The sequence below is a fragment of the Erythrobacter dokdonensis DSW-74 genome (assembly GCF_001677335.1).
In the GTDB taxonomy this organism is placed as follows: Bacteria; Pseudomonadota; Alphaproteobacteria; order Sphingomonadales; family Sphingomonadaceae; genus Erythrobacter; species Erythrobacter dokdonensis.
In genome coordinates this window covers 405,083-419,635 of record NZ_LZYB01000002.1, presented here as the reverse complement: position 1 = coordinate 419,635, position 14,553 = coordinate 405,083, and the positions used below count along the sequence as shown (strand labels likewise).

The window sequence follows — 14,553 nt, the reverse complement described above, 5'->3', positions numbered from 1 at the left end:
GTCTGGAGGAGGAAGTCCGGCGGTGCAGGGGAGCGGATGATCGTCATCGCTTGGGAAAGCTTGACACATTTTCTGGATGTGCTCGACGATCAGTTGGCAGCGATTTCCCGAGTTGCATGGAGGATGGCTCGCGGAACTAACATCGCGACAGTAGCGCACCACAGCCAAGGCAGCCTCAGCCCCAATAGCCGTTCGACAGTTAATCTCGCTTTGGCCCACAGCCAGCGCATGTTTGTAAGCACGCTCTGTCAGTTCTTGAGTTGAGCTTCGCTCGGGCGCCGGACTAGCGCAGCTGGCAAGAGTGATGAAAAGCAGCAAGGCATGCAGTCGCATTGTTTGATTCCAAGTTTCTGAACTCATTGCCCTTCTGGAATAGGCGAGCGCTACAAATCTCCCAAGCTATTGTCGATCTCAAGCAGAACTTCAGCTCCCCACCCAATCCCGGCCATCCGCGCTCAGCAACTCAACGCCCGAAAGCGGACGCGGCATGGCGATGCGATCCCGCCGCGCGCGCCGGGTCTAGCCTCGCATGGCCCGGGCAAAGGCCTCAATCGCGGCAACCTCGTCGCCATTCCAGACCGCCCCCGACACCGCGAGGAAATCCGCCCCCGCTTCGACCAGCGGCTTGCAGTTGTCGGGCGTGATCCCGCCGATGGCGACGCAGGGGATTTCGAACAGCTGCGTCCACCAGCTGAGGAGTTCGGGAAGCGGGCGCTCGGCGTCACCCCCCCTGTCCTTTACAACGTCCTTGGTCGTCGAGGGATAGAACGCTCCGAAGGCGACGTAATCCGCCCCCGCCTCGCCCGCTTCCATCGCAAGGTGACGGGAGGCGTGGCAGGTCACCCCGATCTGCGCCTCGCGGCCCAGCTCGGCGCGGGCGTCCTTCGGCGAGCCGTCGTCCTGCCCGAGATGCACCCCGTCGGCCTTCAACCGCTTGGCCAGAGCGATCGAATCATTGACGATGAAGGCCACATCGTGCGCGGCGCAGATGGCCTGAAGCGGTTCGGCGAGGCGCGCGGCCTCGTGGCTGTCAACGCCCTTTACCCGGAACTGGAAGGCGGTGACGAGATCACCATGGCGGCGCGCGCCCGCTGCCAGCGCGCGTTCGAGCCGCTGCGGGAAATCGCCGCCCACGTCGAGCGGGGAGATGAGATAGAGCTGTGTCTGGGTCATGGCGGCGCTCGCTAGTCGCTCCGCGCGCCACTGTCACCTGTTCACACGCTGGCGCTGGCAATCTGGTCGATGGCCTTGCCGAGCACCGCGTCGAATTCCTCGTCCGACTGGGTCTTGCGCAGGTCCTGCAGCAAGCCGCGGCTGAAGCTGGCAATCATGCCGGGGTTCTGCGCCAGACGCGCGCAGGCATCATCGGTCGAGAACCCGCCCGAGAGCGCCACCACACGCAGCACCTTCGGGTGGCTGACGAGCGGGGTGTAGAGGCCGGCAGTGGCAGGGATCGACAGCTTGAGCATCACTTGGCTACCTTCCGCAAGCGCATCAAGGTGCTTCATGATCTCGGCCAGAAGGATATCCTCGCCCGCGACGCGGTCTGCGGCGGTGATGTCATATTCCGGTTCGATGATCGGCATCAGGCCTGCAGCGATGATCTGCGCGCCCACCTCGAACTGCTGCGCGACGACGGCGGCAATCCCTTCCGGATTGGCCGCCTTGATGACCGAGCGCATCTTGGTGCCGAACATCCCGTTGGCGACCGACTTTTCGAGCAGGGCGTCGAGCCTGGTCATCGGCTTCATCAACTGGACGCCATCAGCCTCGTCGGCCAGCCCTTCATCGACCTTGATGAAGGGGACGATGCCGCGCGCCTTCAACGCATCGGCAGTGGGCTTGCCGTCCACTTCGCCGTCCATGGTCTTTTCGAACAGGATCGCGCCGATCACCTTGCCGCTGCCGAAGCAGGGGGACGTGATGACGCGGGCGCGCATGGCGTGGATCTGGGCGAACATCTCGTCATCGCCCGACCATTCGCTGTCCTCCACCCCGTAACCGCGCAGCGCCTTGGGAGTGGAGCCGCCGGACTGGTCGAGCGCGGCGATGAACCCCTGTCCGGTGGCGATGCGGGTCGTCATTTCCTGGGTGTTCATTGCGCTCGTTTCCCTGTTGCCGTCGCGAATTCGCTGCACTGTGCATACCTATGCACAGGCCTTCGAGCGCGCCCTTAGCGAGGCCTTGCGGATGCTGCAACCGCGAACACGTGGTGCGCGCGATCAGCGTTTCGACAGACGCCGGATGATGCCGGTAAAGCTGAGCGCCGGTTGGCCGTCACCCGTCACCAGACCGCGCACGAAGATCGTCTTGCCCCCTCCGCGGGTCACTTCCCCGCGCGCCTCGACCAGCGCGCCGGACGCGATCGGGCCGAGAAAATCGCCCGCCAGATTAAGCGTCACCGCGTGATCGCCTTCCAGCACATCTGTGGCGATGGCGAACAGGGCGAAGTCGGCAAACGTCATCATGCAGCCGCCATGCATGAAGCCGCCGCCGTTCATGTGGCGGGCCTCGGCACGAAAGGCGCTGACGTAGGAGCCATCGTCCTCGCGGCGATAGAAGAACGGACCGGAGCGGGTCTCGTAGGGATCGCCCTCCCAGAACCGCCACCCGGCAAACTCGCCCTCTTCCATCACTTTCAAGGCGCCATAGGAGGTTTCGACTGCTTCGCTCATCGCTTCACTTCCACAATTGCAGTTTGCCGACCGCCGCGGCGAGATTGTCGCCCGCCTCGAGCTGCGCGAGACTGCGCTCGGCGAGCTTCCAGCCGCCGATCGCACCCTTGCGCCACAGCCCGGTAACGAGGAAGGGGCCCGACCACACCTTCGCGCCAAGCCCCAGCTCAAGCTCGGCGCCGGCGACGAACCATGCGCTCTTGCCGTGCTCGCGCACGAACACCTCGTGAAAGGCAAAGCGGGTGCAGGCAAAGCCGCGCTCGATTCCCGCCAGGAAACTCGGCCGGTCGAGCAGTTGCGGCGGCAGGGTGCCGATCATCGCCATGAAATCGCGCCCGAGGAGCTTTTTCGTCTCCTTTGCGTCACCCGCAAGCCAGGCCCGCATCAGGCGCAGTTCAAGCGCCTCGATCTGCCCCGCGACATCGGCCATCTCAGCCTTCGAGCGCCGCCACGCCGGGCAGGACGCGGCCTTCCATCCATTCAAGGAACGCCCCGCCAGCGGTTGAAATATAGCTGAAATCTTCCGAAGCGCCGGCATGGGCGAGCGCCGCCACCGTATCCCCGCCGCCCGCCACGCTGATCAGCGAGCCTTCGAGCGTCAGCGCCGCCGCAGTGCGCGCCAGTGCCACGGTGGCCGCATCGAAGGGCTCGGTCTCGAAGGCGCCCAACGGCCCGTTCCACACCAGCGTGCGGCAGGTCTTGAGCACGTCGGCGAGCGCCTCGACCGCCTGCGGGCCGAGATCAAGTATCATCTCGTCGGCGGCGACTTCGTGGACGTTGCAGGTGCGCAAGGATGCAGGGTTGGCGGCGAATTCCTTCGCCACCACCACATCATAGGGCAGGTGTACGGTGCAGCCCGCGTGATCGGCCTCGTCCATGATCTTCGCCACGGTGGGCGCAAGGTCATGCTCGCACAGGCTCTTGCCGACATTCACCCCGCGCGCGGCGAGGAAGGTGTTGGCCATGCCCCCGCCGATAATCAGGTGCTGCACCTTGCCCACGAGGTTTTCGAGCACGGCAAGCTTGGTCGAGACCTTGGCTCCGCCGACCACGGCGGCCACCGGCTGTTCCGGCGTGCCGAGGGCTGCGTCCAGTGCCTTCAACTCCGCTTCCATCGAGCGGCCCGCATAGGCGGGCAGGAAATGCGCCAGCCCTTCGGTGGTGGCATGGGCGCGGTGCGCGGCGCTGAAGGCATCGTTCACGTAAAAGTCGCCATGCGCCGCAATCGCCTGCGCGAGATTGGGATCGTTCGCCTCCTCGCCGGGCCAGAAGCGGGTGTTGTCGAGCAGACCGATGTCCCCCGGCCGCAGGATGCTGCCCACCGCCTGCGCCACAACGGGCCCGGCAATTTCGGGGATGAACATGACTTCCTTGCCCAGCACCTGTTCGACATCGCCGATCACCATGCTGGTCGAAAGCGTCGAATGCCGCTTGCCCCCGGGACGGCCGAAATGCGCCAGCAGCAGCACCTTGGCACCCCTGCCCGCCAGTTCGAGAATGGTCGGCCTCACCGCCTCGACGCGGGTCACATCGGTGGCCGAGCCATCCTTCATCGGCAGGTTCAGATCGACACGCACCAGCGCAACCTGGCCGGTGAGATCGGCGGGCAGATCATCAAGGGTCTTGAACTTGGGCATGGTTCACTCCGTTGACCCCCTCCCACCTGCGGGAGGGGCAGCGAGACTTGCCAGCTTGCTGGCTAGTCGCAGCGGGGCGGGTTTCGGCCGCCAGAGGCATAGGCCCACCCCCGGCCCCTCCCGTTGTTCCAAATTGACGCTTGGCAGGGCCAACCTTCGGCGGGAGGGGAGATGCGCTTACAGAAACTTCGCCATCACCCCGGCAGTGTCGATCATCCGGTTGGAGAAGCCCCATTCGTTATCATACCAGCTGACCACGCGGGCAAGCTTGCCTTCCATCACGCTGGTCTCCAGCGAATCGACGGTAGAAGACGCCGGGTAGTGATTGAAATCGCTCGAAACAAGCGGCTCGTCCGTATAGTCGAGCACACCCTTCATCGCCCCTTCGGCAGCCGCCTTCAGTGCGGCGTTGATTTCTTCGGCCGTGGTGTCGCGGCCCGGCACGAAGACCAGATCGACCATCGACACATTGGGGGTCGGCACGCGGACGCTCGACCCGTCGAGCTTGCCCTTGAGCTCCGGCAGCACCAGGCCCACCGCACGCGCGGCGCCGGTGGTGGTCGGGATCATGTTGGCTGCCCCCGCCCGCGCGCGGCGCAGGTCCTTGTGGATCTGGTCGAGCATGCGCTGGTCGTTGGTGTAGCTGTGGATCGTGGTCATGAAACCGCGCTCGATCCCCACCGTGTCGTTCAACACCTTGGCCACCGGCGCGAGACAGTTGGTGGTGCAGCTGGCGTTGGAGATGATCACGTCGTCGGCCGTCAGCGTTTCGTGGTTCACGCCGTAGACGATGGTCTTGGAAACGCCGGTCGCGGGCGCCGAGATAATCACGCGCTTGGCCCCGGCGGCCAGATGCGGGCGGCTCGCTTCGTCCGACTGGAAGAAACCCGTGCATTCAAGCACGATGTCGATGCCCATTTCGCCATGCGGCAGCTTGCCGGGATCACGCTCGGCGGTCACCGCGATGCGCTTGCCGTTGACGATGATGGCATCGCCCTCGGCGCTTACCTCGCCGTTGAAGCGGCCATGGACGCTGTCATAGGCGAACAGTAGCGCATTGGACTTCGCATCGGCCAGATCATTGATCGCGACCAGATCAAGATCGTGGTCGCTGCGCTCGAGAATGGCGCGCGCGACAAGCCGGCCGATGCGGCCGAAGCCGTTGATGGCAACTTTGGTGGCCATGAGAAATGCTCCTGCTTAGCTGTTCAATTTCTGAAGGATTTGCGGGACAATTGCCTCCGCCGTGAGACCGAAATGGGCGAACAGATCGCCTGCCGGGGCCGAGGCGCCGAAGCTGTCGATCCCGATATTGAGGCCGGCGGTGCCGGTGTAGCGCTGCCAGCCAAAGGTGCTCGCCGCTTCCACCGAAACAATCAGCGCGTCGGCGGGCAGAAGCTCGGCCCGGTAGGCCGCATCCTGCGCATCGAACAGTTCGGTGCACACCATTGAGACGACATCAGCGCCGATGCCCGACGCTTCGAGCTGCGCGGCGCATTCAGCCGCGAGCGAGACTTCCGAGCCGGTGGCAAGGATCACGACCTTGCGCGCCGCTTCGGCCGCCTTCAGGCGATAGCCGCCCCTTGCCGAAAGGTTCTCACCCGCCTCGAGCCGAAGCTGCGGCAGGTTCTGGCGGGTGAGCGCCAACACCGTCGGACGGTCTTTCTGTTCAAGCGCGATCTGCCAGCATTCGGCGGTTTCGACCGCATCGGCCGGGCGCATCACCAGCAGGTTCGGCATCGCGCGCAGCGAGGCGAGATGTTCGATGGGCTGGTGGGTCGGCCCGTCCTCGCCCAGCCCGATGCTGTCATGCGTCATCACATAGATCACACGGCAATGCTGGAGCGCCGAAAGCCGGATCGCGCCGCGGGCATAGTCGGTAAAGACAAGGAAGGTGCCACCATAGGGGATCACGCCACCGTGCAGCGCCATGCCGTTCATCGCCGCGGCCATGCCGAATTCGCGGATGCCGTAATAGACGTAGCGTCCGGCGTAATTCTCCTTCGAGAAGGTGCCGATGCCGCCCGCCAGTGTGTTGTTCGAGCCTGTCAGGTCGGCGCTGCCGCCGATGGTGTCGGGCAGCTGCGGATTGATCGCGGCAAGCGCGATCTCGCTGGCCTTGCGGGTGGCAATCTTCTGCGGCGCGGCGATCAGGCCGTTGATGTGATCATCAAGAGTGAACCCTGCGGGCAAGTCGCCCGCCATGCGGCGCTCGAACTCGGACTTGCGGGGGCTGGCTTCGAGGTGGCCCGCCCAGGTGCCATGCGCGCGGCGGCCCGGTTCGCCCGCCATGCGCCAATCGGAAAGAATATCCGAAGGGATCTCGAACGGCGCGGCGGTCCAGCCCAGCGCCTCGCGCGCGGCAGCGACCTCGGCCCCGCCCAGCGGCGAACCATGGGTGGCGCTGGTGCCCTGCTTGTTGGGAGCGCCCTTGCCGATCAGCGTGCGGCAGGCGACGAGCGAGGGGCGCGGATCGGCCTTGGCCTCATTCAGCGCGCGCTCGATATCGGCGAAGTCATGGCCGTCGCATTCGGTCACATGCCAGCCCGTGGCGGCATAGCGCGCCTTGATGTCCTCGGACGTCGAAAGGTCGGTCGCGCCGTCGATGGTGATGCGGTTGTCGTCCCACAGCACGTTGAGATGGCCAAGGCCAAGGTGCCCGGCCAGCCCGATCGCTTCGTGGTTGATGCCTTCCATCAGGCAGCCATCGCCTGCGATCACCCAGGTTCGGTGATTGACAAGATCGTCACCGAACACGGCGTTGAGGTGACGCTCGGCCATCGCCATGCCGACCGCCATCGCCAGCCCCTGCCCCAGCGGGCCGGTGGTGCATTCTACCCCGTCGAGCAGGAAGTTTTCAGGATGTCCTGCGCAAGGGGAACCGAGCTGGCGGAAATTGCGAATGTCCTCGATCGTCGGCGCGGCATACCCGGTAAGGTAGAGCAGGCTGTAGATCAGCATCGAGCCGTGACCTGCCGACAGCACGAAGCGGTCGCGGTCGGCCCAATGCGGTGCGCCGGGATCATATTTGAGGTGGCCGGTAAACAGCGCCGTCGCCACATCCGCCATGCCCATCGGCATGCCGGGGTGGCCGGAATTGGCCGCTTCGACCGCGTCCATCGACAGGGCGCGGATGGCATTGGCCATGAGCGGCAGGCGGGCGGGTTCGATCGTCATGGGCGCACGTTTCTCCTGCTGCTGTCCCGGCTCTTGCTCGCCGAGACCAACCCGAGCCGAGCCGCGCCAGACAGGCGGCCGGGCGATTCGATCCCCCGGTTGCGGGCTGTGCCATTGCCGAGCCGCCGGATGAGGTCAACCTTGTGCAGGCGCGCAAGGGCAGGCGCGGACGCGAAGACTTATCAACAGCCCTCCCCAAGACTTTGCGTGAACGGGCCAATCTTGGTATCTGAAACCCATGCAAGCAGGCCGCATCGAAAGCGCCGTCCAGCGCATCGAAGCCGCGATGGAGCGGATTGCCGCGGCACGCGAGGCGACGCAGGCGCGAACCGAACAGCAACCGGCAGCCTCGGCCAGAGTCGTCGAACTGGTCAACCAGCACGAGAAATTGCGCGAGCAAGTGGCGGAAAGCCTTCGCGAACTTGATGAACTTATCGACCAGCTGGAAGACTAGCCCGCATGAGCACCGTGACGCTGACCATCGGCCCCAAATCCTATCCCGTCGCCTGTGCCGACGGTGAGGAAGCCCATATCGAAGCGCTCGGTGCCATGATCGCGGAGAAATATGCGCTGCTCGGCAGCGCGCGTGCACCAACCGAAGCGCAGAACCTGCTGTTTGCCGCGCTGTTCCTCGCCGACGAACTGGCCGAGACGCGCAAGGGCGGAACGGCGCCCTCGGCCATGCCCGGCGCGGCCGGGGATGAGGAAACCGCCGCGCTGCGGACCGAATTGGCCCGGCTGGAGGCCGAACTCGCAAAAGCGCGTGCCGCGCCCGCCGCTCCGGCCCCTTCCCCCGCACCCGCCCCGCAGGGCGACCTGTTCGGCGGGCCCGAGGCAGCCGAGAAGATTGCCGAGCGGCTCGAAGCGCTTGCCGAGCGCGCCGAAGCCAGCGCGGCGGCGCTTGAAGCGTTTGGCGCGAACGCCTAGATAAGGTCTTGGCGGGACTGCCCGGCACGAGCCGACTGAATATCCCTGAGGCTATAAGCAATCCATGGGAGCTGTCCCTGCCCGGGTTCGCGGGTTCGTCCCGAGCGCTCGGGTAAACGGCGCCCACCTGACGTTACTGGCGTCAGAGGATTTCTAGTGCAAACGACCCATGGTGGTTCCGCCACGTTCTTGTTCGGGCATCCTCGCTCATGCGGCCGTTCGGCCGCATGGCTGTGGGCGGGCGGTCGCCCTTGCGGGCCTGCGGCCCGTTGAGCGCTCTTCAGCGGGATTGAGCATCGCGTGACCACCAAATCCCAACTTCGCCGCACTCTTCGCACCGCGCGCCGCGCGCATGTCGAGAGCCTACCCGATTCCGTCAGGGGCCTGCTGTTCCATCGTCCCCCTGCCCCGCTGCTGGCGCGGATTGCGCCGGATGCGGTGGTCGGGCTCTATCATGCCGGGCCGTTCGAGGCGCCTGCGGGCGGCTATGCGCGCTTCTTCCACGAGGCCGGGCACACCATCGCCCTGCCCTCCTTCGCCGCGCGCAGCACCCCCATGGCCTTCGCCCGCCACACCGACCCCTATGGCGAGAGCGACCTTGCACCCGGCCCGTTCGGGATGCTTCAGCCCGATGACGGTGCCGACACGCTGGTGCCCGATGTGCTGTTCGTCCCGCTGGTGGGCTTTACCGCCGCGCTGGAACGGCTCGGACAAGGCGGCGGCCATTATGATCGCTGGCTGGCGGAACATCCCGGCCGCCTGACCATTGGACTGGCGTGGGACGCGCAGCTATGTGAGGCGCTTCCCGCCGAAGCCCATGACCTGCCGCTTGATGCGGTTGTCACCCCGACCCGGATTTATGGCCTGATCTGACCATGCGCGAAACCCCGACCTGGCGAATTCCCTTCGGCATCCTTGCGCTTTTTGCAGCCCTGATGGTCTATGGCATCGTGATCGCGCGCTATGCGCCTTCGCTGATCGGCAACTGGCCGGGCTGGGCCCAGACGGTGATCTATGTCGTGCTCGGCCTTGTATGGCTGCTGCCGCTCAAGCGGTTCCTGATCTGGATGGAAACCGGTCGCTGGAGCGCGCCCGCCCCTGCCCCTCAGGCAAAAGAAAAGGCGGACTGACGCCCGCCTTGTTCGATGGCTTTCGGTAGCCTTGGGTGACAAGTGGCGCGAGTGACGGGGCTCGAACCCGCGACCTCCGGCGTGACAGGCCGGCGCTCTAACCAACTGAGCTACACCCGCGCATCTTGTCCTGACCGAGCATGACGGCGATACCGTCCCGCTCGTGGAGCAGCGCCATTAGGGCCGGTGCATCGGGCTGTCAACGCCCTCTTGCGGCCCCCTGGCGCATTATTTTCGCCTACTCGACCAGCAGCAGCGCCGGGCTTTCGATCAGGCGCTTCACGCTCTGGATGAAGCTGGCTGCGTCATGTCCGTCAACCACGCGGTGGTCACAGGAAATCGAGATGTTCATCAGCTTGCGCTTGGCGATTCGTTCGCCGCCCATGCCGTCGGAGACGAACATCGGGCGTTCCACGATGCGGTTGGGGCCGATGATCGCGACCTCGGGCCGGTTGATGACCGGCGTGGTCGCCACCCCGCCGAGCGGGCCGAGCGAGGTGACGGTCAGAGTCGAACCGGAAAGTTCCTCCGAGGTGGCCTTGCCGCTGCGCGCTGCCTCGGCGAGACGGCCGATCTCGCGCGCGAGCTGCCACAGGTTGCGGCTCTGCGCATCGCGAATCACCGGCACCATCAGGCCCGAGCCCGTCTGCGCCGCCATGCCGAGATGGACAGAGCCATAACGGGTGACGACATTTGCCTCGTCGTCATAACGCGCATTGATCATCGGGTAATCGGGCAGCGCCTTGCAGATCGCACGGATCAGCAGCGGGAGCATGGTGAGCTTGGGCTTTTCGCCTCGTGAGGCGTTCAATTGGGCGCGCAGGTCCTCAAGCTCGGTCACGTCGCATTCCTCGACATAGGTGAAATGCGGGATGTGGCGCTTGGACGCGGCCATGTTCTGGGCGATGCGCTTGCGCAGACCGATGACCTTGATCGTCTCGTCGGCGCGCGCCTTGCCCGCTGCGAAACCGCCGCCGGCATTATAGGCGAGGAACTGGTCGAGATCGCCGTGGCGGATACGGCCATCCTCGGCGGGCTTCACCTCTGCAAGGTCGATGCCGAGATCGCGCGCGCGCTGGCGCACCGCGGGGCTGGCGAGAACCTTGGCCTCGTGGCGCGGCTCGGGGGCGGGCGTGGGCGCCGGCAGCGGCTCGGGCTCGGGATCGGCGGCCAACGCATCATCGGCATCGGAGACGTCAGAGGTTTCCACCTCGATCCGCTCCTCGACCTCGGGGGCTCTGGGAGCCGGCGCTGGGGCGGGTTCGGCCTGATCTTCCACCTCGCCCTCGACTTCTATCTCCAGCAGCATGGCGCCGATGGCGATGGTGTCGCCGACCTCGCCCGCCAGCGCGGTGACCACACCCGCGACCGGGCTTTCGATGTCGATGGTCGCCTTGTCGGTCATGACATCGACAAGGTGCTGGTCTTCCTCGACCCGGTCGCCGACCTTGATGTGCCATTCGACGACTTCGGCCTCGGCCACGCCCTCGCCCACGTCGGGCATGTTGAATGTGAATTTCGCCATGGTGCGCTTACTCGCTCAGAAGCTTGTCGATCGCCTCGCCGATGCGGACCGGGCCGGGGAAGTAGGCCCATTCGAGGCTGTGGGGATAGGGCGTGTCGAAGCCGGTGACGCGTTCGACCGGGGCTTCGAGGTGGTAGAAGCAGCGTTCGGTGACAAGCGCCGAGAGTTCGGCGCCGAAGCCGGAGGTGCGGGTCGCCTCGTGGACGATCATGCAGCGGCCGGTCTTTTCCACGGAAGCCTCGATCGCCTCGATGTCGAGCGGAACCAGCGTGCGCAGATCGAGGATTTCCGCGTCCACGCCCTTCTCGCGCGCCACCGCCTCGACCACATGCACCATCGTGCCGTAGGCGAGGATCGTCATCGCCTCACCCTCGCGCACGGTGCGCGCCTTGCCGAGCGGAATGCGGTAGTAACCTTCGGGCACGATGCTGTCGGGGTGCTTCTTCCACGGCTCCACCGGCTTGTCGTAGAAGCCGGAAAACGGGCCGTTATAGATGCGTTTTGGCTCGAAGAAGATCACCGGATCATTGTCCTCGATCGCGGCGATCAGCAACCCCTTGGCATCGTGCGGGGTGGAGGGGATCACGGTCTTGAGGCCCGAGACATGGGTAAACAGCGCCTCGGGGCTCTGGCTGTGGGTCTGCCCGCCGAAAATCCCCCCGCCGAAGGGAGAGCGCACCGTAAGCGGGGCGATATAATCCCCCGCCGAACGGTAGCGCAGCCGCGCGGCTTCGGAGATCAGCTGGTCGAGGCCGGGGTAGATGTAATCGGCAAACTGGATTTCCGGGACGGGCCTGAGGCCATAGGCGCCCATTCCCACCGCGACGCCGATGATCCCGCATTCCGAAATCGGCGTGTCGAACACGCGGGTCTTGCCATGCTTCGCCTGAAGCCCGGCGGTGGCGCGAAACACCCCGCCGAAATAGCCGACGTCCTCGCCCATGATGATCACGTCGGGATCGCGCGCGAGCATGATGTCGAGCGCCTCGTTGATCGCCTCGATCATGTTGAGGCGGCGTTCGGTGGCCGCTTCCACTGCGGTTTCGGTCACGCTTGACGATTCTGGGCTCATCCGAAGGGCCTTTCGCTGCCGAACTTGGTGATGCGCTCGCGGATCGCCTGTTCGGCCTGTTCTTCGAGATGCCAGGGCAGCTCCTCGTAGACATCCTCGAACATGGTGTGGAACGGGTGGTGCAGACCATGGCCGAGGATGCCGTTCTTCTCGGCTTCCTTGGTGGTTTCCTTGACCTTCTCGGCGCAGGCAAGGTCCATCGCCGCCTGCCGCTCCTCGTCCCATTCGCCACTCGCGATGAGGTGGTTCTTGAGGCGCATCACCGGATCGCCCAGCGGCCATTCCTCGCGTTCCTGGGCGGAACGGTAACCGGACGGATCATCCGAGGTCGAGTGGCCTTCGGCGCGATAGGTGAAATATTCGATCAGGGTCGGGCCGTGATTGCCCCGCGCGCGATTGGCGGCCCACTGGGCGGCGGCATAGCAGGCGAGCGCGTCATTGCCGTCAACGCGCAGCGCCGCAATCCCGTAACCGAGGCCGCGCGCGGCAAAGGTGGTGCGCTCTGCACCGGCAAACCCCGAAAAGCTCGAAATCGCCCACTGGTTGTTGACGACGTTGAGGATCACCGGCGCGTTGTAAACCGCCGCAAAGGTGCAGGCGGAGTGGAAGTCGCCCTCGGCCGTCGAGCCCTCGCCCACCCAGCTCGCCGCGATCCGGCTGTCTCCCCGACACGCGCTTGCCATCGCCCAGCCCACTGCCTGCGGGCATTGCGTGGCAAGGTTGCCCGAAATGCTGAAGAAGCTGTGCTCGCGGCTCGAATACATGATCGGCAGCTGGCGGCCCTTCAGCTTGTCGGCCTTGTTCGAATAGATCTGGTTGATCATCTCGATCAGCGGATAGCCGCGCGCGATCAGGATGCCCTGCTGGCGATAGGACGGGAACACCATGTCGTCACTCGCGAGCGCCATGGCAGGCGCGATCGAGGTCGCCTCCTCGCCGGTACACTTCATGTAGAAGCTGGTCTTGCCCTGCCGCTGGCCGCGGAACATGCGTTCATCGAAGGCGCGCACCATTGCCATGTGGCCGAGCATGGCGCGCAGGGTATCGGCATCGAGCCGGGGATTCCAGGGACCGTGGGCCTGATTGTCCTCGCCCAGCACGCGGATCAGGCTGTAGGCGAGTTCACCCATTTCGGAGGGATGGGCGCTTTCGTCGGGACGCGGCTGCGCACCCGCCTTGCCGATGTCGATATCCGAGAAATCGACCGTATCGCCCGGACGATATTTCGGCTCGGGCACGTGCAGGGCGAGCGCCGGGCGATTGGCCTTGCCGCCGCTCGCTGCCAGGTTCGCAGGTTGGGCCTCTTCGGCCATGACAGCGCTCTCCCCTTGCTTCGCACCCCGCCCTCAGGCGAGTGCAATCATTGCTTGACCGTGTATTTTTATTTCAGCGCCCGAGTGCGGTCAAGCGTGACGCATGGGCGAATGTCACACCGCAACGGGGGCCTTGATCGGAGCCAGCGGCACGTAATCATGCACCACGAAATCCTCTATCGCGTAATCGAATATTGTTTCCGGGTGGCGCACAATCTCGAGCCTGGGTTGGCCCTGCGGCGCGCGGGACAGCTGTTCCTCGATCAGATGGGCGTGATTGAGGTAGAGGTGAACGTCCCCGCCCATCCACACCAGCTCGCCCGGCTGCATCCCGACCTGCTGCGCAATCATCCGCGTCAGAAGCGCAGCTGACCACAAGTTGAAAGGCAGGCCGAGCGCGACATCGCAGCTGCGCTGGTAGAGCAGGCAGTTGAGCCGCGCGCTCTCACCCTCGCCCGCGACATGGAACTGGTAGGTCTTGTGGCACGGCGGCAGGGCCATGCGGTCAAGTTCGGCGACGTTCCAGCCTTCGATGATGTGCCGGCGGCTGCCGGGGCTGGTCCGCAGGCTTTCGATCAGCTGCGCGACCTGATTGATCCCCTCGCCCTTTTCGTAGAGGCCATCAGGCCGATAACGATAGGTCGGCCAGTCGACCCACTGCTTGCCGTAGACCGGCCCGAGATCGCCCCAGCGCGCAGCGAAGGCTTCGTCATCGGCGATTCGCGCAACGAAATCATCCAGAGCGATATCCTCGCCGGTCTGGCGGACATAATTGGCGTGGGGCCATTCGTTCCAGATTTTCACGCCTTGCAGCACCAGCGGGCGAATATTGGTTTCGCCGGTGAGGAACCACAGCAATTCGCGCGTCGCGGTCTTCCAGTAGACCCGCTTGGTGGTGATCAGCGGCATGGCCCCGTCCGCCAGATCGAATCGCAGCACCGCCCCGCAGATCGAGCGCGTGCCCACGCCGGTACGATCCTGCCGCTCGCTGCCCGTCTCCCAGATGGTCTTCATCAGATCGAGATATTGCTGTTCGGGATGCGGTTTGCCGCCGTCGGAAAGGGGAATCGCTGCGCTGGCCATGCGGGTGACTATAA

General features: G+C 65.1%; 15 protein-coding genes and 1 tRNA gene. 4 read left to right on the top strand and 12 right to left on the bottom strand.

Going from position 1 to position 14,553, the window contains the following annotated elements; genetic code table 11:
- Positions 1 to 519: 519 nt before the first annotated feature.
- The 7 genes from thiE to tkt all read right to left on the bottom strand — a co-directional run bounded on the left by thiE (position 520) and on the right by tkt (position 7,489).
- Positions 520 to 1,173, bottom strand: a complete 654-nt coding sequence (gene thiE / locus I603_RS06075) for a thiamine phosphate synthase (RefSeq protein ID WP_068863097.1) — start codon at positions 1,171 to 1,173, stop codon at positions 520 to 522.
- A 41-nt stretch (positions 1,174 to 1,214) separates the two neighbouring features.
- A complete protein-coding gene (locus I603_RS06070; protein ID WP_068863095.1) occupies positions 1,215 to 2,099 on the bottom strand; it encodes a fructose bisphosphate aldolase in 885 nt (294 codons plus the stop codon).
- A 123-nt stretch (positions 2,100 to 2,222) separates the two neighbouring features.
- Positions 2,223 to 2,675 (bottom strand): PaaI family thioesterase, encoded by a 453-nt coding sequence (locus I603_RS06065; RefSeq protein ID WP_068863093.1) that lies wholly within the window; start codon positions 2,673 to 2,675, stop codon positions 2,223 to 2,225.
- 4 nt (positions 2,676 to 2,679) lie between these two features.
- On the bottom strand, positions 2,680 to 3,105 hold the full coding sequence (locus I603_RS06060) for a nuclear transport factor 2 family protein (protein WP_068863091.1): 426 nt from the start codon (positions 3,103 to 3,105) through the stop codon (positions 2,680 to 2,682).
- A 1-nt stretch (position 3,106) separates the two neighbouring features.
- Positions 3,107 to 4,312, bottom strand: a complete 1,206-nt coding sequence (locus I603_RS06055) for a phosphoglycerate kinase (protein WP_068863089.1) — start codon at positions 4,310 to 4,312, stop codon at positions 3,107 to 3,109.
- A 177-nt stretch (positions 4,313 to 4,489) separates the two neighbouring features.
- Positions 4,490 to 5,497 carry a type I glyceraldehyde-3-phosphate dehydrogenase gene (gene gap, locus I603_RS06050; protein WP_068863087.1) on the bottom strand — a complete coding sequence of 336 codons (1,008 nt, stop codon included), beginning with the start codon at positions 5,495 to 5,497 and terminating at the stop codon, positions 4,490 to 4,492.
- A 15-nt stretch (positions 5,498 to 5,512) separates the two neighbouring features.
- Complete coding sequence (tkt, locus tag I603_RS06045; protein WP_068863086.1) at positions 5,513 to 7,489, bottom strand: transketolase; 1,977 nt, start codon at positions 7,487 to 7,489, stop codon at positions 5,513 to 5,515.
- Positions 7,490 to 7,727: 238 nt separating this feature from the next.
- Here tkt and I603_RS06040 point away from each other — a divergent pair, with 238 nt between their 5' ends.
- The 4 genes from I603_RS06040 to I603_RS06020 all read left to right on the top strand — a co-directional run bounded on the left by I603_RS06040 (position 7,728) and on the right by I603_RS06020 (position 9,546).
- A complete protein-coding gene (locus I603_RS06040) occupies positions 7,728 to 7,943 on the top strand; it encodes a hypothetical protein (protein WP_068863084.1) in 216 nt (71 codons plus the stop codon).
- 5 nt (positions 7,944 to 7,948) lie between these two features.
- The gene (locus I603_RS06035; protein ID WP_068863082.1) at positions 7,949 to 8,416 is read left to right on the top strand and encodes a cell division protein ZapA; all 468 of its coding nucleotides are present in this window, start codon (positions 7,949 to 7,951) and stop codon (positions 8,414 to 8,416) included.
- A 300-nt stretch (positions 8,417 to 8,716) separates the two neighbouring features.
- Entirely contained in the window at positions 8,717 to 9,289 is a 573-nt protein-coding gene (locus I603_RS06025; RefSeq protein WP_086621866.1) for a 5-formyltetrahydrofolate cyclo-ligase, read from the top strand.
- Positions 9,290 to 9,291: 2 nt separating this feature from the next.
- On the top strand, positions 9,292 to 9,546 hold the full coding sequence (locus tag I603_RS06020; RefSeq protein ID WP_068863079.1) for a DUF2842 domain-containing protein: 255 nt from the start codon (positions 9,292 to 9,294) through the stop codon (positions 9,544 to 9,546).
- Between the two features lie 43 nt (positions 9,547 to 9,589).
- Here I603_RS06020 and I603_RS06015 read toward each other — a convergent pair.
- The 5 genes from I603_RS06015 to thyA all read right to left on the bottom strand — a co-directional run bounded on the left by I603_RS06015 (position 9,590) and on the right by thyA (position 14,539).
- Positions 9,590 to 9,666 (bottom strand) — tRNA-Asp (locus I603_RS06015).
- 118 nt (positions 9,667 to 9,784) lie between these two features.
- On the bottom strand, positions 9,785 to 11,071 hold the full coding sequence (locus I603_RS06010) for a dihydrolipoamide acetyltransferase family protein (protein ID WP_068863077.1): 1,287 nt from the start codon (positions 11,069 to 11,071) through the stop codon (positions 9,785 to 9,787).
- Positions 11,072 to 11,078: 7 nt separating this feature from the next.
- Positions 11,079 to 12,143 (bottom strand): alpha-ketoacid dehydrogenase subunit beta, encoded by a 1,065-nt coding sequence (locus tag I603_RS06005; RefSeq protein WP_068863075.1) that lies wholly within the window; start codon positions 12,141 to 12,143, stop codon positions 11,079 to 11,081.
- On the bottom strand, positions 12,140 to 13,456 hold the full coding sequence (locus I603_RS06000; protein WP_068863073.1) for a 3-methyl-2-oxobutanoate dehydrogenase (2-methylpropanoyl-transferring) subunit alpha: 1,317 nt from the start codon (positions 13,454 to 13,456) through the stop codon (positions 12,140 to 12,142). Before I603_RS06000 ends, I603_RS06005 begins: the two co-directional genes overlap by 4 nt.
- A gap of 114 nt (positions 13,457 to 13,570) precedes the next feature.
- Positions 13,571 to 14,539, bottom strand: a complete 969-nt coding sequence (gene thyA, locus I603_RS05995; protein ID WP_068863072.1) for a thymidylate synthase — start codon at positions 14,537 to 14,539, stop codon at positions 13,571 to 13,573.
- Positions 14,540 to 14,553 lie beyond the last annotated feature (14 nt).

Bases quoted from the DNA above. Each gene is read 5' to 3' on its own strand.
- thiE (WP_068863097.1), bottom strand. From the start codon at position 1,173: ATGACCCAGACACAGCTCTATCTCATCTCCCCGCTCGACGTGGGCGGC.
- I603_RS06070 (WP_068863095.1), bottom strand. From the start codon at position 2,099: ATGAACACCCAGGAAATGACGACCCGCATCGCCACCGGACAGGGGTTC.
- I603_RS06065 (WP_068863093.1), bottom strand. From the start codon at position 2,675: ATGAGCGAAGCAGTCGAAACCTCCTATGGCGCCTTGAAAGTGATGGAA.
- I603_RS06060 (WP_068863091.1), bottom strand. From the start codon at position 3,105: ATGGCCGATGTCGCGGGGCAGATCGAGGCGCTTGAACTGCGCCTGATG.
- I603_RS06055 (WP_068863089.1), bottom strand. From the start codon at position 4,312: ATGCCCAAGTTCAAGACCCTTGATGATCTGCCCGCCGATCTCACCGGC.
- gap (WP_068863087.1), bottom strand. From the start codon at position 5,497: ATGGCCACCAAAGTTGCCATCAACGGCTTCGGCCGCATCGGCCGGCTT.
- tkt (WP_068863086.1), bottom strand. From the start codon at position 7,489: ATGACGATCGAACCCGCCCGCCTGCCGCTCATGGCCAATGCCATCCGC.
- I603_RS06040 (WP_068863084.1), top strand. From the start codon at position 7,728: ATGCAAGCAGGCCGCATCGAAAGCGCCGTCCAGCGCATCGAAGCCGCG.
- I603_RS06035 (WP_068863082.1), top strand. From the start codon at position 7,949: ATGAGCACCGTGACGCTGACCATCGGCCCCAAATCCTATCCCGTCGCC.
- I603_RS06020 (WP_068863079.1), top strand. From the start codon at position 9,292: ATGCGCGAAACCCCGACCTGGCGAATTCCCTTCGGCATCCTTGCGCTT.
- I603_RS06010 (WP_068863077.1), bottom strand. From the start codon at position 11,071: ATGGCGAAATTCACATTCAACATGCCCGACGTGGGCGAGGGCGTGGCC.
- I603_RS06005 (WP_068863075.1), bottom strand. From the start codon at position 12,143: ATGAGCCCAGAATCGTCAAGCGTGACCGAAACCGCAGTGGAAGCGGCC.
- I603_RS06000 (WP_068863073.1), bottom strand. From the start codon at position 13,456: ATGGCCGAAGAGGCCCAACCTGCGAACCTGGCAGCGAGCGGCGGCAAG.
- thyA (WP_068863072.1), bottom strand. From the start codon at position 14,539: ATGGCCAGCGCAGCGATTCCCCTTTCCGACGGCGGCAAACCGCATCCC.